This is a genomic window from Streptomyces fulvoviolaceus, assembly GCF_000718165.1.
Taxonomy (GTDB): Bacteria; Actinomycetota; Actinomycetes; order Streptomycetales; family Streptomycetaceae; genus Streptomyces; species Streptomyces fulvoviolaceus.
Genome location: NZ_JOEY01000006.1, coordinates 62,020 through 86,238, shown reverse-complemented (window position 1 = coordinate 86,238; position 24,219 = coordinate 62,020). Strand labels below are relative to the sequence as shown.

Sequence of the window (24,219 nt, the reverse complement as noted above, 5' to 3'; positions counted from 1 at the left end):
AGGTTCGCAGTGGACGAGTTCCCTCCCATGGCATGGCTCGGCGGACATCTCGCCACCGGTCTCGTGGACGTCACCAGCGACCCCTCGGCGCTGGACTCCGAGGGCTTCTGGGCCGTGGCGGCGGACTTCGAGGGACACCTGACGTGCGCCCGCTTCCGCGACGTACGACAGATCGATGACCGTCGCGTCGCTACGACGTCATGGCGCGGCCCGCGCCCCGACGAGTGGACGACCTCGCTCGATCGCCTCGCCTACACCGACGGAGTGACACGCATCCGCGAGCACATCGCCGCCGGCGACGTCTACCAGGCCAATCTCTGCCGGGTGCTGTCCGCTCCCGTCGGGCCGGCCGCCGATGTCATGGCGCTCGCCGGGCTGCTGGCGCGGCACAACCCCGCACCGTACGCGGGTGTCGTCCGCCTCCCGCGGCACGGGGTGGAGGTGGCCACCGCCTCGCCGGAACTCTTCCTGCGGCGCGACGGGAGGGACGTGACATCGGGTCCGATCAAGGGGACCGGCCGCACTGAGGCGGATCTGCTGGAGAAGGACCACGCGGAGAACGTGATGATCGTGGATCTGGTCCGCAACGACCTCGGCCGCGTCTGCGTTCCGGGTTCCGTGACCGTGCCCGACCTGTGTGCCGTGGAGAAGCATCCGGGGCTCGTCCATCTCGTGTCCACGGTGCGGGGGCGACTGCGCGACGGCGTGGGCTGGCCCGGGCTGCTGGCGTCGACGTTCCCGCCCGGTTCGGTCACCGGGGCGCCCAAGGAGAGCGCCCTGCGGATCATCGCGGCGTTGGAGGCCTCACCTCGCGGTCCCTACTGCGGCGGAATCGGCTGGGTCGACGCCGACCGCGGATGCGGCGAACTGGCGGTCGGCATCCGCACCTTCTGGATCGACCGTGCCGTAGGGCTCCTGAAGTTCGGTACGGGAGCGGGCATCACCTGGGGCTCGGAGCCCGAGAGGGAGTGGCAGGAGACCGAACTGAAGGCAGGCCGGCTGCTGGCCATAGCGAGCGGGATGCTGAAACGATCTAGTCGCGTAGACTGACGGCACATGCTTAATCGTTCTAGAGCCGGGAAGCTACGCACGTCGGTGGTACGCGCTCGCAGGGCGGGGCGTGCGCAGGTCTGACGGAGGGAGTGTGCCGACATGGGCCGTTCGGGCCGGATCACGTTGAGCGACGTGGCCAAGGCGTCCGGCGTGTCGCGGGCGACGGTGAGTTTCGTACTGAACGACGACCCACGGCAGACGATCTCCGAGGCCACCCGGGAACGGGTGATGGGGGCGGCCCAGGACCTGGGATACGTCCCGCACGGGATCGCCCGCGCCCTGCGCGAGGGCTCCTCGCGCATCGTCGTGCTCAACGTCGACTGGGGCATGGAGGGCAACTTCTCCCGGAGCTATGTCCGGGGCCTGGACGAGGAGTTGGCCGAGCACGACCACATCCTTCTGGTCCGGCACGGGCACGCGATCCCGGAGGCCACGCAGAAGGTCCTCGACACCATCGCGCCGCGGGCGGTGCTGCGGCTCGGCGAGGTCTACATGCAGGGACGCGAGCCGAGCGAGGACGACTGGGAGAACGGGTTCGCCGCCAACGCCGCGCTGCAGATCGGGTATCTCGCCGAACGCGGGCACACCGGGATCGCGATGGCGATGCCGGACCATGACTTTCCGCTGACCGGGGCCCGGCTCGGATTCGCCCAGGAAGCCGCCCGGCGCCTGGGACTTGGACCCCTGGAGCGCTTCGTCGTGCCGAGGCCCCGGGAGGCCGGCGCAGCCGCGGTCGAGACGTTCCTGGCGGCCCACGGGGACGTGACCGCCCTGGCCGCCTTCGACGACGACATCGCGCTGCGCAGCCTCACGGCGCTGCGCGACCTGGGGCTCCGGGTGCCCGAGGACGTGGCCGTGATCGGCTTCGACGAGACCGAGCACGGCTCCCTGACCACCCCCGCGCTCACCACCGTCCACATCGACGCCGAAATCCTCGGACGGATCGCCGCCCGCAACGCCCTGGGCATCGACACCGGGGCTCTGTCGCCCGTGCCCGGCCGTATCGTGGTGCGCGCGTCCGTGTGACCGCCACAGGACCGTCAGGAGTTGACGCGCCGTCACTGCTGCTCCTTCAGGGGCGGGCTGTGAGCGCTTGGCAGAGGCAGCACAAGGCCATGTCGGCAGGCCCGAGCGCTGTCTTCTTCGGCCGGAGTCCGCCGCAGGCCGGACTTGAACGCCCTCGTCGAACGATCGCACCATGTGCGCCTGGTTCGCGGAGATGACCAGGTGGTCCAGCGTCCGAGGGGCCACCGTTCCGGGGTACTGGAACACGGGTGCGCCAGCCCTGGTCGAGCTGTCGCCGGAACGGCTGACCCCCATTCAGCGCCACGCTGTCGCTGCCCGTTGCCCGGGTGATCCGGGGGAAGGGAGTTCGCGTCCGCCGACAGGCCCCCTCCGGTGCTGCCTTGAGTGGCTGCAGCGGGCCGCATCGAGGGTCACACACGGCTGTCTCTTGCGCTCCGGGCCCTGTCGAAACGGTCTCTGTCCTGTCCGTCGCCGTCGTTGGCATCGTCTGCTACGGTCGCACTTAACCGATCTAGTTACTTCTTCGTGACCGCGTGAGCGAAGAAGCGTGTCTGCTATTTCAGATGGTTTGCACTGCTCCGCACCCCGGCCCGCCCACACGGATCCGCGTGGCGTCTGCTGTCGGGTGCTTCCGTGGCCGACCCCGTGGCATGGCCGGAACGCCGGAGCAGTCGAAAGAGCCCCCACGAGCAGGAGGATCTCCCGTGGACATTGCCGAGGTTCAGCGCAGCACCTACGAAGCGGTTCTACGGCTGAAGGACGCCCCCTTCGTCGCACAGCGCCCGGCGCTGTTCAGTCCGGCCGCCGCGGCCCAGGACGAGAGCAACACCCTGGGCGCCTACGGCCACTTCGCCCAGACCCTGTTGCCTCTCGAGTACACCGGCTGGGTCGAGGAATGCGGCGCGCACGTCACCTCCTGCTACATCGGTGACTGGTCGTCCCTGCACAAGGTCGTCGTCCGGGGGAGGCAGGCGCTGGACTTCCTCGCCTGGCTCGGTATGAGGGACCTGTCCCGCTTCGAGACGGGGCAGATCAAGCACCACGTCCAGCTCGACGGGAACGGCTGGGTGGCATCGGAGGGGATCGTGTGCCGCCTGGCCGAGGAGGAGTTCCTGTACACGGCCGGAAGCGGGGACTGGCTGATCTGGCAGCTGAGCCAGGGGAGTTGGGACGCCGAGGTCGAGGATGTCAGCCCCGAGCGGTTCATCTTCGGCATCCAGGGTCCGGCGGCCCTGGACACCGTGGAGAAGCTGACCGGGGAGAACCTGCGCGACATCGCCTTCAGCCGGAGCCGGATGTCCCGCGTGGCCGGCGTCCCGGTGCGGGTTCTCCGTACGGGCATCTCGGGCGAGCTCGGCTACGAACTGCACGGTCCCGCCGGGCACGCCAACGAGATCTGGTCGGCCGCCGTCGAGAGCGGCCGGCAGTTCGGCATCCGTGAGCTGGGCCTGCGGTCCCAGCCGGTGCAGCACATCGAGGCGGGCATCGCCACCAACGGCCTCGACTACCTCCCCGCCTCCATCCTCACCCCCGGTGCGCCCAGGCAGTTCAGGAGGGGAACACCCGGAGGCAGCTTCGTACCGGAGAACGGCATCACGGACTACTTCCGCAAGCCCGGAGAACTGGGCTGGGGCTTCCGCAAGGGCGTCCCCGACCGTGACTTCCTGGGCCGCGACGCGCTGGCCGCCGACGCCGACAAGGGGGAGCCGGCCAGGATGCTCGCGGGCCTGCGCTGGAACGCCTCCGACGTCGCGTACATCCTCGCCGCGCCGTTCGGTGACGGTGACCTGCCCGATGCGATGGAACTGCCCCGCGGCCGCGGTCCGGCCTTCGACCAGGTCCTCGTCGGCGGACACCGGGTGGGCGTCGCGACGGGCCGGACGGTCAGCGTGAACCTGCGAGCGACCATCTCCCTCGGCGTGCTGGACCAGGTTCACGCGGCGCCCGGGACGGACGTGGTGGTCCTGTGGGGCAGGCCGGGAACCGCGCAGCGGGAGATCAGGGCGACGGTGACCGCGCTGCCCTTCAAGCCGGACAGGCGTCGAACTGAGGTCTCTGCGCTCTAGGCGGTTGATTCCGAGGGCCAGTGGTTGCAGGCACTCGGTCAGCGGATGGCCGGACGGGCGGCGTGGTGGTTGTGCGAGACCGCCGTCGTCGAGCACATGCAGGCCGAGGCCCTGCTCTGGGCGATGAATGTCGCAGGCCGGCGGCAGTGCCTGCAGCTGGGCGGCGCGAAGCCGTTGTCGGTGTTCGCGGCGGTGGAGGCCGGGGCCCTCCTCCCGCTGCCCGAGACCCCGTTCGTGCAGGCGAGATGGAACAGGCAACGCCGGACCGAGTTGCTGCGCAGGTCAGGAGCGGGTCACTTGAGGAAGGTGACATCCCCTTGCAGGACAGTTCGTTCACTCCGGTGACGGCCCGGGGCGTGAGGTCACGTCTGCGGGCGGGGAGCCGCCCCGGGTCAGAGGCGCAGGACGATCAGGGCGGTGTCGTCCGTGTTGCCGGTGGACGGGAGGAGATCGGCGAGGAGGGCGTCGGCCAGGGCCTCCGGGGCGGAGCCACGGTGGCGGGTGAGCGAGCCGGAGAGACGGGCCAGACCGGCGTCGATGTCCTCGTCACGGCGTTCGATCAGCCCGTCCGTGTACAGGACCAGCGTGGCGCCTTCGACGAAGGGGGTGCGGGCCTGTGGGCGTGCGACGTGTTCGGGCCGGGCGCCGAGCGGCGGGTCGGTGGCCCGGTCGAGAAACGCCACGCTGCCGTCGGGGTGCAGCAGGGCCGGGGGAGGGTGGCCCGCGCAGCTGTAGGTGATGGTGTGGTCGTCCCAGTCGATGAAGGTCGTCACGGCGGTGGTCGACTCGGCGCCTTCGACGAAGCGCGCGTACAGGCCGAGGGCCTCCAGGGCCTCGGCCGGGCCGTCGGCGACCCGGCAGGCAGCGCTCAGCGCGCTGCGCAGCTGTCCCATGGCGCAGGCGGCGGCCAGCCCGTGGCCGACGACGTCGCCGACGGCGACCGCCATGGCGCCGTCGGGCAGGTCCACCAGGTCGTACCAGTCACCGCACACGTTCAGGGCGTCGATGGCGGGCTGGTAGCGTACGGCGGCCTTGTGGTGCCCGACAGGCTGGGGGGCGGGCAGCATCGCCGCCTGCAGGGCCAGGGCGACCTCGCGTTCATGGGCGTGCGCCTTTCGCAGGCGTTCGTTGACCTCCTGCAGCTCACGGGCGCGGGTGTAGAGCTCGGCCTCCAGCACCCGGGCCCGTCTGTCGCCGCCCGAGCCGCCGAAGGCGCTGATGAACTCCGTGACCTCCTCGACCCGGTGCACGATCAGCACCACCCGCCCGTCCGGGCCACGGACCGGTGCGTTGACCGGGCTCCAGAAGTGCTGGTCCCATTGGCCGGGCCGCTGGGGATCCTCGATGTCGTAGCGGAGCAGTGCCATGGTGTCGCGCTCGCCCGTGGCCACCACGCGCAGCATGGACTCCCGGGTCTCGCGCATGCCCGCGGCCGCCGAATCGTTGGGGTTCTCGGGGAAGACGTCGAAGATGTAGCGGCCCACCAGTTGTTCGCGGGTGCGCCCGGACATGCGTTCGAAGTCCTCGTTGGCGTCGACGTACACCAGGTCCGGGGTGAGCAGAGCCACCATGCCGGGCAGGGCCCGGAAGACCGCCCCATAGTCGACCTGCGGTTCCCACATGTGTTGCCTGCCTCGGCGCCGAGCGACTCTGTGCCGTTCCACGATAGGAGCGATCAGGCCACACGGCTCGACATTGCTCCCTCCGGGCCCGGCGGCGAGCGCCTAGCGTGTCGCGAGACGGAGAGAACGGACCGCCCGGCCCATGCCAGAGGAGACTCTTGTGACGAGGACACTCTTATGACCCAGACGGCAGATGGCGACGCCTTCGAGTGGGTATTGGCCCTGGTCGCCGACCGGCGGGACGAATTCGACAAGCTGCGCCATGTGCCGCGCGATGTCATCGCCGCGTTCAAGAAGGTGGGCCTCTACCGGGCGAGTGCGCCGCGATGCTTCGGGGGTGAACCACTGGCGCCGGCCGAATTCCTCCGGCGGGTCGAGCGGATCTCCGAGGTTGACGGTTCCGCGGGCTGGGTCGCCAGCTTCGGCTCGTCCCTGATCTATCTGGCCGCGCTGCCGCTCGAAACACAGGCGCGGCTGTACGCGGACGGACCCGATGTCGCCTTCGCCGGCGGGCTGTTCCCCGTCCAGCCCGCCGAGCGGGTCGGGAACGGCTACCGGATCTCCGGCCGCTGGAGGTTCGCCAGCGGCTGCAAGGGCGCGGACGTCCTCGGCGTCGGCATCAAGGTCGGCGAGGACAGGGCGGGGCGACCGCTGACCGCCGTACTGCGGCCCGAGCAGGTGGAGATCGTCGAGAACTGGGACGTCGTGGGCCTGCGCGGCACCGGCAGCCACGACCTGCTCGTCGACGGCATCGTCGTACCGGAGGAATGGACCTTCGTCCGGGGTGGCGAGCCCACCGTCGACGAGCCGCTGTACCGCTATCCCGCCGTCGCCTATGCCGCACAGGTACTGGCGGTCGTCGGCCTCGGAGTGGCCCGCGCCGCCCTCGACCACGTCATCGCCCAGGGCGGCAGCGCCGGCTTCACCGGCGGGCCGAAGGCGGCCGACCGCGCCACCTTCCGTATCGGCATCGGCCGGGCGGAGGCCCAACTCCGCTCCGTACGCGCCTTCTTCTACGAGGCCACGGAGGAGGTATGGGCGACGGTCGCGAGCGGAGATGCCGCCACCGCGCACCAGGCCAGTCTGCTCCGGCTCGCCTCCGCCCACCTCGCCAAGACCTCCTTCGAGGTCGCCCGGGCCGCCTACCAGCTCGCCGGCATCCCCGCCATCGCGGAGAGCAGCCCGCTGCAGCGCTGTCTGCGGGATGCCTCCGTGGTCCCGCAGCACGCTTTTCTCCAGGAGGGCGTCTACGACGGCGCGGGCGCGGTTCTGACCGGAGTGCAGCCCTTTCCCGGCTACCCGTAAGCCGACCTGCGTCGCGGTGCCGGCCTCACACCGGGACGTCCGCACGCTGCCGCTCCGCCGCGGCCAGGCGTGCCACGCGGGTCCGGGGGCCGAGGACGGCCAGGACGATCGCGCCGACCATCCAGGTGCCGGCGATGAAGAAGAAGACGCTCTGGTAGCCGTGCCCGTTGTAGAGCGCCGCGACGATCAGCGGGCCGGCGGCGTTGGACAGCCGGCCGAGGCCGTAGGAGACGCTCGTTCCCAGGGAGCGGCCCCGCGTGTCGAAGAGCTCGGGGGAGTAGGCGTAGGCCAGGGCCGTGTAGCCGCGCTCGAAGAGGTTCACCAGGAAGCCGAACACGATGATGAAGACGGGGTCGAAGGTCAGCCCGTAGAACAGACCGCACACCGCGATCACCGTACCGAAGGCGACCAGGCACCACTTGCGTTCGAAGCGGTCGGTGACCAGGGACGCGAGATAGCAGCCGAGCGGTGCGCCGACCGTGGTCAGCGCCACGTAGAAGACGGACTTCTCGACGCTGAAGCCCTCCTTGGCCAGCAGGGTGGGCGCCCAGCTCGAGTAGCCGAAGAAGCCGATGGTCTGGGTCATCCACAGCACCGTGAGCAGCAGTGTCGGGTACAGGTACTTCTTCTGCAGCAGCAGGCGCAGCGGAGCCCTGGTCGACGGCGTTTCGTCGACGGGAGGAGCCGGCTCGGGCAGGGGGCCCTTCTCCGCGGCGACGCTTGCCTCTATCTCCCGCAGGACCGCGTCCGCCTTGGCGTGCTCGCCCCTGCTCTCGAGCCAGCGGGGTGATTCCTTGAGGTGTCGGGTGAACAGGACGAGCAGGACGCCCAGGGAGCCCCACAGGTAGACCAGCCGCCACGACCAGTCGCTGAGCGGCACGACAGCGCTGGCGATGAGGTTGGTGACGGGCGTGCCGCAGATGCCGATGACGATGGCGTACGCCTGGTACTTGCCGCGGATCGCCGACGGGTACATCTCGTTGATGTACACGACGCCCACGACGGTCATCGCGGACAGGCCCGCCGAGGTCAGGACGCGGAACGCGCCCAGGGACACGAGGTCCCAGGAGAACACCGCCGCGAACGAGGAGAGGCCGAAGAACAGCGTCGTCCACAGCAGCGCCCGTTTGCGGCCCCACCGGTCGCCGATGGCCCCGGCGACGATCGCCCCGATGAACATGCCGACGAACGAGAGCGAGGTGACGTAGGCGACCTGGTCGACCGTGATGCCCCACAGGTCGATCAGTTTCGGCGCGGTGGTGGCGAAGCTGTTGATGTCCGCGAACTCGAAGAAGTAGGCGAAGGCGACGGCGAGCATCGTGGTTTTGTGGAACCGGGAGACCGGAAGCCGGTCCAGCCGATTGAGCGCGTTTGCGGTCTGCATGAGAGGCCCTTGTCGAAGTCGGGGAGGGGGACGGGGAGTTGGGGAGTCGGTCGGCCCGGGTGTCTCAGACGTCCTCGCCGGGCCAGTACAGGCTCATCGGGTTGTCGACGAGCAGCTTCCGCTGCTGCTCGGCGGTGACCGCGACCTGTGGGACGTGGTCGACCAGGAGCCCGTCGTCCGGCATGTGGTCGGTGAGGTTGGGGTGGGGCCAGTCGGTGCCCCACAGCACCCGGTCGGGGAACTCCGCCACGACGCGGCGGCCGAAGGGGACGACGTCGGTGTAGGCGTGCCGCTCGCCGTTCAGGGCGGCGGGTCCGGTCACGCTGAGGCGCTCGGGACAACTCACCTTCACCCAGACGTCGTTCGCGTCGACGAAGCGCAGGAACCGGATGAACTGCGGCCCGCCCACCGGCTGGGTCACGTCCGGCCGCCCCATGTGGTCCACGACCAGCGGCGTGGGCAACGAGCCGAAGAAACCCTCCAGTTCGGGCAGGTCGGCGCTCTCGAAGTACAGGACGACGTGCCAGCCCAGCGGGGCGACCTTCTTCGCGATGGTGCTCAGGTCCTCCTTGGGTGAGGTGTCGACCAGGCGCCGTACGAAGTTGAAACGCACCCCGCGCACGCCGGCCGCGTCGAGTTCGAGCAGCTCGTGCTCGCCGATGTCCGGACGGACGGTCGCGATGCCGCGCGCCCTGCCGCTCGCCGCCCGGACGGCGTCGACCATGGCGGTGTTGTCCGCGCCGTGGCAGGTGGCCTGCACGATGACGTTGCGGGCGACGCCCAAGTGGTCGCGGAGCGCGAAGAGTTCGTCCTTGCCGCCGTCGCAGGGGGTGTACTTCCGTTCCGGCGCGAAGGGGAACTCGGCCTGCGGGCCGAAGACATGGCAGTGGGCGTCGACGGTCCCGGGCGGCAGCCGGAAGGTCGGCCTGGACGGGTTCTGGTACCAGTCCAGCCAGCCTGCAGTCTTGAGCGAGCTCATGTGCCTCACCGCCCCTGGCGCTTCAGCAGCGCGTCCAGGCGGGGGTACACCGCGCGGGCGTTGTGCTCCTGGACTGCCGCCAGGTCGTCCGCGGGCAGCTTGGCCGCCTCCGCGTAGCGACGGGTGTCGTCGAAGTGGTGGCCGGTGCACGGGTCGATGTCGCGGACGGCGCCGATCATCTCCGAGGCGAAGAGGATGTTGCGGGCCGGGATGACGTCGTAGAGGAGGTCCGAGCCGGGCTGGTGGTAGACGCAGGTGTCGAAGTAGACGTTGCCCAGGACGTGTTCCTCCAGCGGAGGCTTCCCGAGTGCCATCGCCAGGCCCCGGAAGCGGCCCCAGTGGTAGGGGACCGCACCGCCACCGTGCGGGATGATCAGGCGCAGGGTCGGGAAGTCGGCGAACAGGTCACCCTGGACCAGCTGCATGAACGCCGTGGTGTCGGCGTTGAGGTAGTGCGCGCCGGTGGTGTGGAAGGCGGGGTTGACGCTCGTACTGACGTGGACCATCGCCGGGATGTCGTACTCCGCCATCTTCTCGTAGACGGGGTACCACGAACGGTCGGTCAGCGGCGGGGCGGTCCAGTGACCGCCCGACGGGTCGGGGTTCAGGTTCAGCGCGACGGCCCCGAACTCCTCCACGCAGCGGGTGAGTTCGGGTAGGCAGGTGGCGGGGTCGACGCCGGGCGACTGCGGAAGCATCGCGGCGGGCACGAAGCGTTCCGGATACAACTGGCTGACGCGGTGGCAGAGTTCGTTGCAGATCGCGGCCCAGGCGGCGGAGGTGGCGAAGTCCCCGATGTGGTGCGCCATGAACGACGCGCGGGGCGAGAAGACGGTCACGTCGATGCCGCGTTCGTCCATCAGGCGCAACTGGTTCGACTCGATGCTCTCGCGCAGCTCGTCGTCACTGATGCGCAGGTCCGCGCGGGCGGGGGCGGCCGACGGGTCGGTGAGGGAGGCGATCTGCCGACCCCGCCATGCCTCCAGGGCCGGCGGGGCGGTCGTGTAGTGACCGTGACAGTCAATGATCATTACGGCGTCCTTCTCAGGCTGCTGGGTGCCGTGCAGCCTGGCTCCGCCCCGCACCCGCCGACGAGAGGGCCGAACACAGAACTAACCTCCCCTTAACACTCCGGCGGGTGCACGGCCGATGTGGTTTACATTCGGACGCCGGGACGGCAGAAGGAGGGAGGTGGGCAGGGTGCAGATACTGCTGGCCGAGGACGACGACGGCGTGGCCGCGGCGCTCGTGGAGGTCCTGTACGACCATGGTCACGTCACCAGGCGGGTCCGGTACGGCAGGGACGTGCTGACCTACCACCGAAGCTCCGACCTGCTGCTTCTCGACCTGGGGCTGCCCGACACCGACGGTCTGGATGTGTTGCGCGCCCTGCGGGCGGTGAGCGACATGTCGGTGGTGGTGCTCACCGCACGCGGCGACGAGCGTTCGGTCGTGCGCGGCCTGCGGCTCGGGGCCGACGACTATCTCGTCAAGCCGGTCCGGCTCGCCGAACTGCTCGCGCGCATCGACGCCGTCACCCGGCGGAGCGCGGCCAAGGGCGCCCCCGCGGTACGGACGGTCCGTGCCGGTGACGTAGAGGTGGACCTCGACGCACGCCGGGTGCGGGTCGGCGGGACGGAGGTCGAGCTGACCACCAAGGAGTTCGACATCCTCGCCGTGCTGGCCGGGCGGGCGGGCACCGCGGTCAGCCGCGAGCAGCTCCTGGACGAGGTGTGGGGCGACGCCTACCAGGCCGTGTCCCGCTCCCTGGACGTCCACCTCACGCAACTGCGCGCCAAGCTGCGCCGCCCCGAGCTGCTCACGACGATCCGGGGCTTCGGCTACCGGTTCGGGGACCTCGGAGACCTTCGGGATTCCGGAGCCTGAGGAGCCGACGCATGCGCACCCGGGTCCAGGCCGCACTCCTGCTGTTCGTCGTGATCGCGGTGGCCGCGTTCGCCGTACCGCTGCTGCTGTTCACGGCGTCCGACCGCACCCAGCAGCTGGTCCTCGCCCGCAGCGCCGACCTCGACCGCTTCGCGTCCCTCATGGACCAGGCCGCCGCGACCGGCGACGCCTCGGCTCTCACCGCCGAGGCGCGACGCTACACACAGTTGTACGGCGAACCGCTCGTCGTCACCGACACGCGCCGCAGGCCGGTCGTCCAGACCGGCGGCATGCGGGCCGCCGAGCCCGCCGTGGCCCGGCTGCTCGACGCGGCACTGCGCAACCAGACAGAGCATCCCGGCGGCTCACTGCGCCCCTGGTCACGGGGGTACCGCATGTTCGCCGAGCCCGCGGGCACCGGAACCCGGGTCTCCGGGGCCGTCGTACTGCGCGCCTCGGTCGGCACCGCGGCGGACGACATCACCCGGCGCTGGGCTCTCGTCCTCGCCGGAACGGCTCTGGTCGCTGTCGCCTGTACCGTCCTCGCCCGGGCCGCGACGGGCTGGGTGGTCAGCCCGCTGCGCCGCCTCGACCGCGCGGTCGGGCAACTCGCGGCGGGCCTCCCGCCGGAACAGACCCGGGCCGGCGGTCCGCCGGAACTGCGCCAGCTCGCGACCGGCTTCAACCGCATGGCACGTACGGTCACGGCGGCACTGGAACAGCAACGCCGGCTCGTCGCCGACACCTCGCACCAGATGCGCAACCCCATGGCGGCGCTCCGGCTGCGCGTCGACGCCCTGCACACCCACCTGCCCGCGTCGGCCAACCGCACGTACACGGGGGTCACCACCGAGCTCGACCGGCTGGAGACCCTCCTCGACGACCTGCTGGCCCTCGCCGCCGCGGAACACCGGGCCGGGGAACTGGCGGTGACCGACGGCTCGGACGCGATCTGCGACGCCACGGCGGTGGCGACCGGCCGGCACCGGCTGTGGGAGCCGGTCGCCCGCAAGGCCGGAGCCGGCCTCACCGTCCGGACCCCCACGGCCGAGGTCACGGCCGCCTGCACGGAGCGCGAACTCGCCCAGATCACGGACGTCCTGCTGGACAACGCCATCAAGTACGCGGGTCGGGGGGCCGAGATCTCACTGCGCTGCACCTCCGAGGGCCGGTTCGCGGTCCTCACGGTGACGGACGACGGACCAGGCCTGGACACGGAGGAACTGGCCCTGGCCACGACGAGGTTCTGGCGTGCGGTCCGGGAGGACGGGACCAAGGGCACGGGGCTGGGGCTGGCCATCGCCGAACAACTGCTCGCGGGGCGGGGCGGCCGACTCGAGCTGGTGCCGTCGTCACCGCACGGGCTGAGGGCCAGGGCGGTCGTGCCGCGCGCGCCGGGCGACGGGGGTGCGCGGTGAATCGCCGCACCGTCCTCCACGCGGCCCTCGGCACGGCTGCCGTCGCCGTTCTCGGTGGCGCGCTCACGGCCGACGTCTCCCGCCAGCGCCCCGGGCCGAGTGGTGCCCTGCGCTTCGCGACCGGTGAGCCCACGGCGTTCTACGCCGCCTTCGGCCGCCTTCTCGCCGCCGAACTCGAAGCGGCGTATCCCCGCCTGAGCTGCAGCGTCCGCACGACCCCGGGCAGCGTCACCAACATCGAGCTGCTGCGTGACCGCCGCGCGGACCTCGCGCTCGTCCTCACCGACACCGCGCGGGCCGCCCAGGGCAGCACCCTCTTTCCCCGGCCGGTGCCCCTGCGTGCGATCGGCAGGGTGTACGAGACCTACCTCCAGTTCGTCGTCCGCGCCGACTCGCCGGTGCGTGCCGTGTCCGACCTGGCCGGGCACACCGTCTCGCTCGGCGCGACCGGATCGGGCGCGGCCGTACTCGGTGAACGGATCCTGCACGCGGCGGGCCTCTCGCCCGGCACCGACGTCCCGGTACGTCACCTGCCGTTGGCCGCCGCGGCCGCCGCGATGCGGGCGGGCTCGGTCGAGGCCCTGCTGGTCGCGGGCGGTGTGCCGCTGCCCGTGCTGTCCGACCTCGACGACCGGCTCGGCCTGCGGTTCCTGCCGCTGGCCGGCCTGCTGCCCGAGCTCGGTGGCCGTGACGGTCTGGCGGGCTCGGGCCTGGAAGAGGTGTCCTTGCCCCAGGGTGCCTACCGGAGTGCGGGCGGCGTCGCCACCATCGGTGTGTCCAATCTGCTGGTGTGCCGCCCGGACCTCGCCCTGAGCACCGCCGACGCGCTCACCCGCCTGCTGGTCCTCCGCGCGACCGCTCTCGTTCCCGGCAACGCGGTCGGCACCCAGTTCCTCGACGTCCGCAGCCTGATCGGCACCGGCGGTATCGCCCTGCACCCCGGGGCGGCCGCGGCATACCGCTCGCTGCACGGCTGAGCGGTCCACGGCCAGGTCCGGCTCCACTGCAGAATGCGTCCGGCCGGGCCCTGCCGGATCATGGATCGTGGCGTGCGCCACGGCGTGCGTCGGCCCTGGCGGCGGATGCGAGGAGGTGGGGCGTGGACGCCTCGGTGCCGCAGCGTCTCTGATCAGCTTAGCGATCTCATGTCAGACGTAGTGTCTGGCTCGGGTGCTGCCCATCGTGGAGGGGTGGTGTGGGCGTGCAGGTGGAAGCCCGCGCCCAGTGCTGTTCCTCGTGGCCGGTGTCGGCTGATGGGTGTGCTGATCGTCGTCACGCCCTGGTGCCGGTGGGCTGCGCGGGGCAGCCGTCCTTGGTCCGTGTGAGCGTGTCCCTCCGGACGCTGGCCCGCCGGACACGAGGGTCCGGCGGGGGAGGGCGTCCGGCGTCGCCTGGGCGTCGGACGTGCTGGGTGTCGCCGGGTGGGTCCGGTCTTGGACCGGTCCGTCCGGCGGGTCTTCGGCGCGGGGGTGATGACGGCGCCCGCTTCGAGCTTGTCGATCACGGTGCGGATGGCCATGGCCCCGCTGGTGCGGTCGATGACGGTCTTGGCCTGGTGGGTGAGGCCGCGGGCGGCGATGCGCCGCCAGGCGCCCTGGTCGCGGTCGCCCTGCCAGCCGCAGGAGGCACAGACGGCCCACTTCCAGCCGGGTATGGCGGGCCGGTCGGGGGCCCTGCGGTGCCGCAACACCTCCAGGCACTGCGGGCAGTGCCTGGAGGTGCCCCGCGCCGGGACGGTGACCACGGCGATACCGGCCTCGGCGGCCATGTGCCGCATCCGGTCCACGATCTGCCCGCGCACGGCTTGGGAGAGCCGGGTGTTCATCGTGCGGCCCATGCCCCTGGCCTCCATCGAACGGAGGTCTTCGACATAGATCACTGTCGCCGAGGCGGCAAGAGCCTGATCGACAGCCCACCGTGCGGCAGCCCGGGCCAGGGCATCGTTGAGGTTCGACCGGCGCCCGGACACGTGCCGGAGCTCGTCGGCGAGAACCTGGTGCCTGGCCGTCAGGGCATGCTGTTCATTTTCGGCGATGAGCCGCTGGTAGTGATCGGCCTTGGCGTGCAGGTGCTCGGACAGACGGCGCAGCCGGTGCTGCTTGGCAAGAACACCGGCCGCACGGAACATGCCCCCGGCACCGAGGGCCGCGATCGTTGCGTCGCTGTGCAGCCGGGCAGCCCCGGCGGACAGCAGGGTGTTCAGGCCCCAGTCCACGCCCAGCGCGATCACATGCCCGCTCCGCTGTGCCTTCGGGACGGCGTGGGTGTAGGCGAGATCGGCCCGCACGGTGCCCTGGTGGATGCGCAGGGTGGGCAGGTGCAGCACCGCGCCCGCCGGGACCGTCGGTGGCAGGCTGACCGGACAGGCCACCCACGTCCAGTCCTTGTAGGACCGCGGATCAGGGCGGGTGGGCAGTTGCAGCCGCAGCAGCGCCCGGCCCGGCTCGTCGGCGCGTTCGAGGGTGGCCTGCTGCCCGTCACAGGCGGACAGCAACAGCATGCGCGCGATCCGGGGCGCGGCCTCCAACTCGAACACGTTCACCGGCATCCGGCCGTGCTGCTTGACGAACCCGGCAATCTGCCGGGTACGGCCCGTGATGACGCTGGAGGGCAGATACTCCCCGCCGGGCACCGCCGCACGCACATGGTCCCACTCCTGCGGGCTGCGCTTGGCCGGGTCGGCGGGCCAGGTCGCGATGACCGCGGTGGTGAGGTCGGCGCGCCACTTCGCCGCACGCAGCGTGCGCCCGGCCGCCTCCTGGGCGATGCGCACGATGCGGTCATTGACGCGCATGCCCCCGGCCGGGCCGACACTCCAGCCCAGGCGGCGCAGGGCCATCCAGGCATGCGACGGCAGCCCGCGGCCCCCGGCGTCCTCACCTGCGGCCAGGACGTCCACATCGGCGGCGTTCCAGTGCTCGGCCAGCAGCGCGGCGACCATGCCCGACACCAGATCAGCAGCCCAGCCCACCCTCCCCGCCAGCGCCGAGGCCGACAGGAGGTCACCCGTCTTCTCCTCCACACCCGCCCGCAGCAGGCCACGGGCACAAGCGGTACGAGCGATCTCACCCCCGGCAAGCGGCAGTTTCCGGCTCACCGATACCCCCTCCCGTCCGCGATGCTGTCATCCGATCAACGACACTCCCCGCGGAAGGTCACACATTCGATCCACGTACTCACATACGACACCGACACCAAGCACACGCCATGACGCCGATGGATGACGAATCACCACGGATACCTAAGGAAATGCGGGAGCCTTCGATCTCCGTGGACGCCGAGGTGCTCCTCGCGGCGGCGGGCGCGGCCGTCGCCTCGTCCCCACTCGGCCGGGAGTACCGGCTGCTGCGCCGGATCCTGGACGGCACCGCTGCCGGGGTGGCGGTCCTCGACACCGCATTGCGGTACGTGTACGTCAATCCGCACATGGCCCGCACGGACGGCCTGTCCGCCGAGGCGTACCCGGGGCGCACGATCGCGGAGGTCCTGCCCGGCATCGACCGCCCCGACGAGGTCCTGCGTCAGGTACTGCGCGACGGACGCCCCCGCGAACTCCTCGTCACCGGCAGCACCCCGGCCAGGTCCCCGTACGTGCGCAGGGAGTGGCAGATCACCTACCACCGCCTGACGGACGAACACGGCGAGCCGGTCGGCGTGGTCGGCATCGGGCTGGAGATCACCGAGCCGCGCCAGTACCTGTACGAGCTGGAGCGCGCGCACCATCGCGTGGCCCTGCTCGACACCGCCACCTCCAGGATCGGCACGACCCTCGACATCGGCACCACCTGCGCGGAACTCGCCGACTTCACGGTGCCGGGGCTCGCCGACGCCGCCTGCGTGGACCTGGTGGCGGCGGAGCCCCTGGACCGCCGCCGACGTCGGCTGTCCACCGGAACACGCCCGCGCAGGGCCGCCTGCCGCGGACCGGCAAGCCTGGCGGGCCACCTGCGCGACCTGGCCGATCCGGCCGCTGCGGAGGTGGGCGACCCCGACTCCCGGCTGCGTCGGCTCCTGGACGGGGGCCGTCCCTGGCTGTGGCAGGCGGGCACGGAGGACCAGGTGCTCGGCGCGGCGACGTCCGCCGGGCGAGCCGCTCTCTGCCGCGCCGCCGGAATCCACTCCACCCTCGTGGTGCCCCTGACAACCGGGTCCGGGCCGCTGGGCACCCTCTCGCTGGTCCGCTGCGGCCCGTCGCCCGCCTTCACCCGCGAGGACGTCACGGTCGCGCTGGAGCTCGCGGCCCGCGCGGCCCGCGCCATCGAGCGCGCCCTCCACTACGGCCGCGAGCACACCATGGCCCTGGAACTGCAACTGGCCCTGCTGAGCGAGCCGTCCATCCCGCACCCCGACCTGGAGACCGCCTCACGCTATCTCCCCGCGAACGACCGCACCCTGGTCGGCGGCGACTGGTTCGACTCCTTCGCCCTGGCCGGGGGCCGCAACCTGCTGGTCATCGGCGACGTCATGGGACACGGAGTGGAGGCCGCGGTGGCGATGAGCCACTACCGCTCGATGCTGCGTGCCCTGGCCGCATCGGACATCACGCCGGCCGAGATGCTCACCTATGCCGACCGGATGGTCGCCGAGTCCGGCTTCGACCGGGTGACGACCTGCCTGCTCGCCCTCGGCGACCCGGACACCGGCACCGTCACCTACGCGAACGCCGGACACCTGCCGCCGGCCCGGCTGACCCCGCAGGGCCGCGTCGAGATCATCCCCGTCCCCGCCGGACCACCCCTCGGCACCGGCCTCGGCCAGTGCGCCGCCCTCACCCGCCCCGGCCTGCCGGGCGCCGTCCTGCTGCTCTACACCGACGGTCTCGTCGAGCGCCGGGGCGAGGACATCGACGCCTCACTCGCACGACTGACCCGGCTCAGCCTCGATCCCCGGGACACCCTCGACACACTCCTCGACGGCATCCTGGCCCAACTCGACATCGGCCCGGCCGAGGACGACATCGCCTTGCTGGCAGCCCGCCCCCGCTGACTCGCGACCCCGGCTTCCCCGGACACCCGGTTCACTTGCGGGAGTTCCCGAACAGCAGGCGGTAGGCGACGAGGAGGACGAGGGAGCCGCCGATCGCCGCGCCCCAGGTGTAGAGATCGAAGAAGTGCTTCTCCACCGGGCGGTCGAGGAAGCGGGCGGAGATCCAGCCGCCGAGGAAGGCGCCCGCGACGCCGATCAGGGTGGTGCCGAGGAAGCCGCCCGGGTCGCGTCCGGGAAGCAGGGTCTTGGCTATGACTCCGGCGAGCAGGCCGAGGATGATCCAGCCGATGATGCCCACGGTGTTGTCCTCCAGAGATGTTGATTGCTCGATTGCGCAACTCTATAACCGCTTATGGTGAGGGCAGGCGCCTAGACTGGCGGGCGGTGTGAAGGAGCAGGGCGGAAGCGGGAGAGGGCTGTGGCAGCGGACATCGGTGGCTTCGAGGACCCGTCCGCCGAGGTGCTGGCGGATGCCGCCGCGGCCTTCGGACTGCTGGCCTCGTCCGCGCGGCTGCACATCATGTGGGCGTTGGCCCAGGGCGAGAGCGACGTCACCCATCTCGCGGAGCGGGTGGGCGGGGCCCTGCCCGCGGTCAGCCAGCACCTGACGAAACTGAAGCTCGCCGGCCTCGTCCGCGCCCGCCGGGAGGGGCGACGCCAGGTGTACTTCGTCGACGACCCCGACATCGTGACCGTGGTGCGCGTGATGCTCGGCCAGCTGGCCGCCCGCGCCGAGGAGACGTCCGCACCGGTGCGCCGACTGCGCGGGACCGGTGTCTGACACTGCCGAGGACTCGGTGACCGCCCTCCCGGCAGCTGCCGATCCAACTGTCCCGACGGTGCTGCAGACCCTGCGGCGGCTCGACAGCGGCCCGCGCGGTCTGACCGAGGACGAGGCGGACGAGCGCCTGGCCCGCTTCGGCGTGAACACCCTTCCGGCGCACCGCGAAGTCTCCTGGCCACGACTGGTCGTACGCGGTCTGCGCGATCCGTTCACCGCCGTACTGCTGTGTCTCGGGCTGGTGTCGGCCGCCGTGGCCTCCTGGGGAACCGCCTGCGTGATCCTCCTGCTGGTCGCGGTGAGTTGTGCGCTGCGGGCCTCGGGGGAGCACCGGGCCGACCGGTCCATGGCCGGCCTGCGCGGCCTGGTCGCCGGCACCGCCACGGTCCTGCGCCGCACCGAGCGGGACGCGCCGCCGCAGGCCCGCGAGATCCCCGTGGACGACCTGGTGCCCGGCGACGTGATCCGCCTGGGACCGGGCGACCTGGTTCCGGCAGATGTACGGCTGCTGCGGGCACGTGGGCTGACCGTGCAGCAGGCCGCGCTCACCGGCGAGTCGGCCCCCGTGGCGAAGGAGGCGGCGGCCACAGCCCGGGCAGGAGGCTTCGACCCGCCCCAACTCTGTTTCCAGGGCAGCGGTGTCGCCTCCGGGAGCGCCACCGCCGTGGTCGTCGCGACCGGTGCGCGCACCCGGTTCGCCGCCGCCCACGGCCGGTCGGACGCCCGGCGGGAGGCGAGCGCCTTCGACCGGTCGGTGCACGGCGTCTCCTGGATCCTCATCCGGTTCATGCTGCTGACCCCGCCGCTGGTCCTCATGGCCAACGCCGCCCTGCGCGACCGCGGCCTGGAGACGCTGCCGTTCGCCGTCGCGGTGGCCGTCGGGCTCACCCCCGAGATGCTGCCGGTCATCGTCACCACCTGCCTGGCGCGCGGCGCGGTGCAGCTGGCCCGCACCCACGGGGTGATCGTCAGACGGCTGCCCGCGCTGCACGACCTCGGCGCCGTCGACGTGCTCTGCCTGGACAAGACCGGCACGCTCACCCAGGACCGGCCGGTCCTCGACCGCGCCCTCGGCCCGGACGGCCGGGAGGACCCGGAGGTGCTGCGCTGGGCCGCGGCACACGCCTGGTGGAGCCTCCAACTCGCCGACCTGCCCGCGCCGGACGCCCTCGACGAGGCGCTCCTGGACGCGGCCGACGAGGACGAGCTCATGTCGTACGACGGTGTGGCGGCCCTTCCCTTCGACCCGGTACGGCGTCTCGCCACCGCCGTCGTCCGCACGCCAGGCCGGCTGGGCTCGCACACCCTGGTCGTCAAGGGAGCCGCCGAGACGGTTCTGGAGCGGTGCGCACTCGCGGGAGAGGAGCGCGCACGCCTGCTGGCCCGCGCCGCCGAACAGGCGGACGACGGCCTGCGTGTACTGGCGGTCGCCGTCGCCGAATGCCCCGCCCGCCTGCGCGACTACACACCGGCCGACGAACACGGCCTGACCTTCCGGGGCTTCGTCACCTTCACGGACGCCCTCGCGCCCACGGCCGCCGATGCCCTCAAGGCCCTCGCCGGCCAAGGCGTCACCGTCAAGGTCCTCACCGGCGACCACCCGGGTACCGCGGTCCGTGTCTGCCACGACCTGGACATCGCCGTGCCCCGGAACGGCGTGCTCACCGCCGGCCGCATCGACCGACTCGACGACACCGAACTCGCCGAAGCCGCCGCCCGCACCACGGTCTTCGCCCGGTGCGCCCCCGAGCACAAGGCCCGGATCGCCGCCGCCCTGCGCGCCGGCGGGCACACCGTCGGCTTCCTCGGCGACGGCGTCAACGACCTGCCCGCCCTGCGCGTCGCCGACGTCGGCATCGCCCCGCGCGACGCGGTGGCCGTCGTACGGGAGCGAGCGGATGTGGTGCTGGCCGAGAAGGACCTCACCGCGATCGACCACGCCGTCACGGCCGGCCGGCACTCCGGCGGCAACATCGCGACGTATCTGCGCGTCACTTTGTCCTCCAACCTGGGCAACGTGATCGCGATGCTCGCCGCCGGGCTGCTCCTGCCGTTCCTGCCGATGCTCCCGGCCCAGGTGCTGGCGCAGAACCTGTGCTTCGACGCCGCCCAACTCGCCTTCGCCTACGACCGGCAGCCCCCGCGGACGCTTCGGCGCCCCACCCTGCTGCGCCCCCGTGACCTGCTGCGTTTCATCACCGGTTTCGGTCTGCTCAACGCGGTGGCCGACCTGGCCACCTTCGGCGTGCTCGCGCTCGCCCTGCACGGGCCCGACGCCCTGGACGATCAGGCGGTGTTCCACTCCGGCTGGTTCACCGAGAACCTGCTCACCCAGGCCCTGGTGATGTTCCTGCTGCGCGCCGGACGCCGGCGTGCCGAGGGGCGGGTCCCGGGCCCGGTCGGCTGGGCGGCGGCCGCGCTGACCGCCGTAGGACTGCTGCTCCCGCTGTCTCCCCTCGGCGCGCTCCTTGGCCTGACGCCGCTGCCGCCGCTCTACTACCTGCTGTTGGCCGCCGTCCTGGCGCTCTACGCGGGCGGGTTGATGGCCGTCAGGGCACGTGAGGGGGAATCGGTCCGCTAGCCGCCCGATCCGTAGGTGAGGTCGGAGCACGGGTTTTCGTCCGCCGAGCGGGCGTCGTCCGCCACCGAGGTGGGGACGGCGGTCGGTGCCGTCGAGGCGGAGGCGCCGTCCGTGGTGTAGGACTCGCCCACGACCACGTTGACGGCCGCGCCGTCGATGGGCTGCAGCTCGGCGCCGGGGAAGAGCTCGGCGACCTTCTCGGCCCGGGACTTGAGGCCCGTGCCGTACTCGATGAGCGTGATGGTGTGGTCCTGGCTGGTGGCGTTCGCCGTTCCGGTGACGGTGAAGCCGTGCGCGGTGAGGGCGGCCGCGGCGGTGGAGGCGAGGCCGCCGGTGGTGGTGCCGTTGTAGACGGCGACCTCGATGCCGTCGCCGGAGACCGGCTCGTCGGCGCTCGGCGACGCGGCGGCGATGGCCGTGCTCTTCCTGCCGCTGGCGTCCTTGCCGTCGATGGTGCGGTCGGCCTTGAGGGCGGCCCAGAGAGCGGAGGCGTCCGGTTCGACGACGGCGACGCGGGAGCCGTCGTAGCGCCAAGGGACGGTGACGAACTTGGTGTTGTGCAGGTCGATGTCCTTCAGCGACATCGCGAAGGACATCAGCTTGTTGGCCGTGCCGAGGCCGGGGTCGACGGTCATCGACTTGGTGGCGGCCTCGGCCAGCGGCAGGAGTCTGGTCGGGGTGAGCCCGTCGCTCCTGACCTTCTTGATCAGGCCGGCCACGAAGGCCTGTTGGCGCTTGATGCGGCCTATGTCGGAGCCGTCGCCGATGCCGTGCCGCAGACGGACGTAGTCCAGGGCCTTCTGTCCGGAGACGGTCTGTTCGCCCTTCCTGAAGAGCAGCTCGCCCTTCGTGGTGCGGTGGGGGTCGAGGTCCCCCTGGTAGATGTCCTGCGGCAGACACACCTTCACGCCGCCGACCACCTCGGTCAGGCTCGCGAAGCCCTCGAAGTCGACGACCACGGTGTGATCGACGCGCAGTCCGGTGAGCTTCTCGACCGTGTTCTGGGTACAGGCGGGGTTGCCCTTCGCGGTCTCGCCGACGGAGTAGGCCGCGTTGAACATCGTGTTCGGCTGGGTCCTGGTCCACGAGCCGTCCGGGAGCTTGCAGGGCGGGATGGTGACCAGGGTGTCGCGGGGGACGGAGACCGCTATGGCGTGCCGGTGGTCGGCGTATATGTGCAGCAGGAACGCGGTGTCCGAGCGGCCGATGTCGCCCTTGTCGCCCGCGCCCAGCGCGCTGTTGCCGCCGGCCCGTGAGTCGGAGCCGATGACCAGGACGTTCTCGCCCTTCGAACTGGCGGCGTCCGGGCGGTCCTTGGAGAGGCCGCCCGCGTCGAAGGTGTGGATGCTGCCGCTCAGCCTGAAGTAGATCCAGCCCAGGCCCGCGGTGCCGAGCACCACGACGGCCACCGCCACGGTCAGCGCCGTCCGCAGCGGGCTGCGCTTACGGCGCCTGCGGGCCTCCCTGCGCCGATGACGCGAAGGGGGTGCCTTGTGGCTGATGGTCATGCGTGCGCCCTCATCCGATCCCGCCCATTGGTTGTACAGTTGCGCAATGTAGCAACCGTTGGAAAGAGAGGGACGGACAGGATGCTCCGCAACGGACTGGAACCCTGGCACCTGCTGATCGTGGCGATCGTCATCATCGTGCTGTTCGGCTCGAAGAAGCTCCCGGACACCGCTCGGGCGCTGGGCAGGTCCATGCGCATCCTCAAGAGCGAGGCCAAGGCGATGAAGGACGACGACGCCGGCTGAGCGCCGCGCGCTACACGGGGTAAGCCCCCACCCCAGCAGGAACAGACGCAGCTCGAAAGCGTCGACGGTGCCGCTGCCGTCGATGTCGAGGCGGTCGAACACGGCGCGGGCCGCATGCTCGGGGGACGAGGCGTTCCCGTTCGGCCCGGGGTCGAGGGGCTCGCGCATGCCGTGGACGCGGTAGAAGCGCTGGCAGAAGGTGCCGAACGAGATCTCGCCCCGCGTCCCCTGCCGACACCGCCGTGACCGTCGCCGGCGCCGTGGGGCCCGGGGCGAAGCAGGCGACGATGCCCGCGATCAGCTCGACCGAGCCGCCGACGGCGTGGGCGCGGATGGCGACTCTGCACCTGCGGAGCATCAGGAACTCGGGGGGCGGGGGATGCGTGAGGTGGTGGAGGAGCACGAACACGTTGAAGAACGCCGCCGGGCTCACGGCGATGATCCTCATGTCAAGGAATTGAACCGGCAAATCATCAGGATCCGTCCGATGTGAAACCCGTCGTCGTGAAGGCCGTCCGGTCCCGGGAGCTCGTGCCGTCGGTGATCCACCAGTGCGTGGGGCCGCCGCCTCACCCTCACATCGCGGCCCGCGCGGGTTCCACCCGGGTGATGCGACCGTGTCCAACCGTTGATCAGGCGGCCGCCGCCGTGGGGACGGCGACGCCGGTCGGGTGGTGTGGCGGTCGGACCAGGCCGGACTCGTAGGCGAAGACCACCGCGTGGACGCGGCCGCGGGCACCGATCTTGGTGAGGATGCTGCTGACGTGGGACTTGACGGTGGTCGGGGCGATGCACAGCCCTTCGGCGATCTCGGCGTTGGACCGGCCGGCGGCGATGGCGGTGAGTACGTCGCGTTCGCGCTCGGTGAGGGTGCTCAGCCGGTCTCTGCGCCCGGGGCGCTCGGCGGGGCGCCGGGTGCGGACGGCATCGATGAGTACGCGGGTCAGTCCGGACGAGATGACGACGTCGCCGGCGGCCACGACATGGATGGCCGTGGCCAGTTCGTCGGGGGTGGCGTCCTCGGGGAGGAATCCGGAGGCTCCGGCGTGCAGGGCGCCGTAGGGGTACTCGTCGAGGGCGGTGGTGGTCAGGAGCAGGACGCGCGGGGTGTGCGCGTCCTGCTCCCGGGCGAAGTCGTCGGGTCGTGCGATGCGGCGGATGGCGTCCAGGCCGGCCGCGCCGCCGACGCGGCTGTCCAACAGGACGACGTCGGGCCGGAGTTCGGCGCTCAGGCGGACCGCCTCGGCCGCGTTCGCCGCTGTGCCGACGACGGTCAGGTCGGGCTGGGCGGCCAGGAGCATGCGGAGGCCGACGCGCTGGAGTGCCTGCTCGTTGGCGATGAGTACGGCCGTCATCCTGGGCTCCATCCTCGTTGAG

19 protein-coding genes are annotated in these 24,219 nt (G+C 71.4%); 11 read left to right on the top strand and 8 right to left on the bottom strand.

Annotated features, from left to right (window positions below; all coding sequences use genetic code 11):
• The first annotated feature begins 27 nt into the window (after positions 1-27).
• The 3 genes from IG08_RS0107985 to IG08_RS0107975 all read left to right on the top strand — a co-directional run bounded on the left by IG08_RS0107985 (position 28) and on the right by IG08_RS0107975 (position 4,145).
• Positions 28-1,050 carry a chorismate-binding protein gene (locus IG08_RS0107985; protein ID WP_052424543.1) on the top strand — a complete coding sequence of 341 codons (1,023 nt, stop codon included), beginning with the start codon at positions 28-30 and terminating at the stop codon, positions 1,048-1,050.
• A 102-nt stretch (positions 1,051-1,152) separates the two neighbouring features.
• Positions 1,153-2,079: a LacI family DNA-binding transcriptional regulator gene (locus IG08_RS0107980; protein WP_030598074.1), complete on the top strand. Its 927-nt coding sequence runs from the start codon at positions 1,153-1,155 to the stop codon at positions 2,077-2,079.
• 704 nt (positions 2,080-2,783) lie between these two features.
• Entirely contained in the window at positions 2,784-4,145 is a 1,362-nt protein-coding gene (locus IG08_RS0107975; RefSeq protein ID WP_030598072.1) for a glycine cleavage protein T, read from the top strand.
• Between the two features lie 392 nt (positions 4,146-4,537).
• Here IG08_RS0107975 and IG08_RS0107965 read toward each other — a convergent pair whose 3' ends face one another.
• Positions 4,538-5,767 carry a PP2C family protein-serine/threonine phosphatase gene (locus IG08_RS0107965; protein WP_030598068.1) on the bottom strand — a complete coding sequence of 410 codons (1,230 nt, stop codon included), beginning with the start codon at positions 5,765-5,767 and terminating at the stop codon, positions 4,538-4,540.
• A gap of 177 nt (positions 5,768-5,944) precedes the next feature.
• On the opposite strand from IG08_RS0107965, the gene IG08_RS0107960 reads away from it, so the two are divergent.
• Positions 5,945-7,072, top strand: a complete 1,128-nt coding sequence (locus IG08_RS0107960; protein ID WP_030598066.1) for an acyl-CoA dehydrogenase family protein — start codon at positions 5,945-5,947, stop codon at positions 7,070-7,072.
• Between the two features lie 25 nt (positions 7,073-7,097).
• On the opposite strand, the gene IG08_RS0107955 is transcribed toward IG08_RS0107960, so the two are convergent.
• The 3 genes from IG08_RS0107955 to IG08_RS0107945 form a co-directional block, all read right to left on the bottom strand.
• The gene (locus IG08_RS0107955) at positions 7,098-8,456 is read right to left on the bottom strand and encodes an MFS transporter (protein WP_030598064.1); all 1,359 of its coding nucleotides are present in this window, start codon (positions 8,454-8,456) and stop codon (positions 7,098-7,100) included.
• A 64-nt stretch (positions 8,457-8,520) separates the two neighbouring features.
• The gene (locus tag IG08_RS0107950; RefSeq protein ID WP_030598063.1) at positions 8,521-9,435 is read right to left on the bottom strand and encodes an amidohydrolase family protein; all 915 of its coding nucleotides are present in this window, start codon (positions 9,433-9,435) and stop codon (positions 8,521-8,523) included.
• Positions 9,436-9,440: 5 nt separating this feature from the next.
• Positions 9,441-10,466 carry an amidohydrolase family protein gene (locus IG08_RS0107945; protein WP_030598061.1) on the bottom strand — a complete coding sequence of 342 codons (1,026 nt, stop codon included), beginning with the start codon at positions 10,464-10,466 and terminating at the stop codon, positions 9,441-9,443.
• Positions 10,467-10,635: 169 nt separating this feature from the next.
• Here IG08_RS0107945 and IG08_RS0107940 point away from each other — a divergent pair, with 169 nt between their 5' ends.
• From IG08_RS0107940 to IG08_RS0107930, 3 genes are read left to right on the top strand one after another with little or no spacing between them, the layout of a single operon-like run.
• A complete protein-coding gene (locus IG08_RS0107940) occupies positions 10,636-11,322 on the top strand; it encodes a response regulator transcription factor (RefSeq protein ID WP_030598059.1) in 687 nt (228 codons plus the stop codon).
• An 11-nt stretch (positions 11,323-11,333) separates the two neighbouring features.
• On the top strand, positions 11,334-12,740 hold the full coding sequence (locus IG08_RS0107935; RefSeq protein ID WP_030598057.1) for a sensor histidine kinase: 1,407 nt from the start codon (positions 11,334-11,336) through the stop codon (positions 12,738-12,740).
• Positions 12,737-13,717, top strand: a complete 981-nt coding sequence (locus IG08_RS0107930; RefSeq protein WP_030598055.1) for a TAXI family TRAP transporter solute-binding subunit — start codon at positions 12,737-12,739, stop codon at positions 13,715-13,717. The genes IG08_RS0107935 and IG08_RS0107930 overlap by 4 nt, the downstream gene beginning before the upstream one ends.
• Before the next feature lie 152 nt (positions 13,718-13,869).
• Here the strand turns inward: IG08_RS0107930 and IG08_RS0107925 are convergent, their stop codons facing one another.
• Positions 13,870-15,837: a zinc ribbon domain-containing protein gene (locus tag IG08_RS0107925; protein WP_030598053.1), complete on the bottom strand. Its 1,968-nt coding sequence runs from the start codon at positions 15,835-15,837 to the stop codon at positions 13,870-13,872.
• Positions 15,838-15,989: 152 nt separating this feature from the next.
• Between IG08_RS0107925 and IG08_RS0107920 the strand changes: the two genes are divergently transcribed.
• The gene (locus IG08_RS0107920) at positions 15,990-17,726 is read left to right on the top strand and encodes a SpoIIE family protein phosphatase (RefSeq protein ID WP_052424532.1); all 1,737 of its coding nucleotides are present in this window, start codon (positions 15,990-15,992) and stop codon (positions 17,724-17,726) included.
• Positions 17,727-17,757: 31 nt separating this feature from the next.
• Here IG08_RS0107920 and IG08_RS0107915 read toward each other — a convergent pair whose 3' ends face one another.
• A complete protein-coding gene (locus tag IG08_RS0107915) occupies positions 17,758-18,024 on the bottom strand; it encodes a GlsB/YeaQ/YmgE family stress response membrane protein (protein WP_030598046.1) in 267 nt (88 codons plus the stop codon).
• Between the two features lie 120 nt (positions 18,025-18,144).
• Here IG08_RS0107915 and IG08_RS0107910 point away from each other — a divergent pair, with 120 nt between their 5' ends.
• Both IG08_RS0107910 and mgtA read left to right on the top strand, forming a co-directional pair.
• Positions 18,145-18,507: an ArsR/SmtB family transcription factor gene (locus tag IG08_RS0107910; protein WP_030598042.1), complete on the top strand. Its 363-nt coding sequence runs from the start codon at positions 18,145-18,147 to the stop codon at positions 18,505-18,507.
• Positions 18,500-21,088 (top strand): magnesium-translocating P-type ATPase, encoded by a 2,589-nt coding sequence (mgtA, locus tag IG08_RS0107905; RefSeq protein WP_052424531.1) that lies wholly within the window; start codon positions 18,500-18,502, stop codon positions 21,086-21,088. The genes IG08_RS0107910 and mgtA overlap by 8 nt, the downstream gene beginning before the upstream one ends.
• Here the strand turns inward: mgtA and IG08_RS0107900 are convergent.
• Positions 21,085-22,596 carry an LCP family protein gene (locus tag IG08_RS0107900; protein ID WP_030598038.1) on the bottom strand — a complete coding sequence of 504 codons (1,512 nt, stop codon included), beginning with the start codon at positions 22,594-22,596 and terminating at the stop codon, positions 21,085-21,087. The two genes, mgtA and IG08_RS0107900, sit on opposite strands and share 4 nt — an antisense overlap.
• An 81-nt stretch (positions 22,597-22,677) precedes the next feature.
• Between IG08_RS0107900 and tatA the strand changes: the two genes are divergently transcribed.
• On the top strand, positions 22,678-22,842 hold the full coding sequence (gene tatA, locus IG08_RS0107895; RefSeq protein WP_030598037.1) for a Sec-independent protein translocase subunit TatA: 165 nt from the start codon (positions 22,678-22,680) through the stop codon (positions 22,840-22,842).
• A gap of 632 nt (positions 22,843-23,474) precedes the next feature.
• On the opposite strand, the gene IG08_RS0107885 is transcribed toward tatA, so the two are convergent.
• Complete coding sequence (locus tag IG08_RS0107885) at positions 23,475-24,197, bottom strand: LuxR C-terminal-related transcriptional regulator (RefSeq protein WP_052424530.1); 723 nt, start codon at positions 24,195-24,197, stop codon at positions 23,475-23,477.
• Positions 24,198-24,219 lie beyond the last annotated feature (22 nt).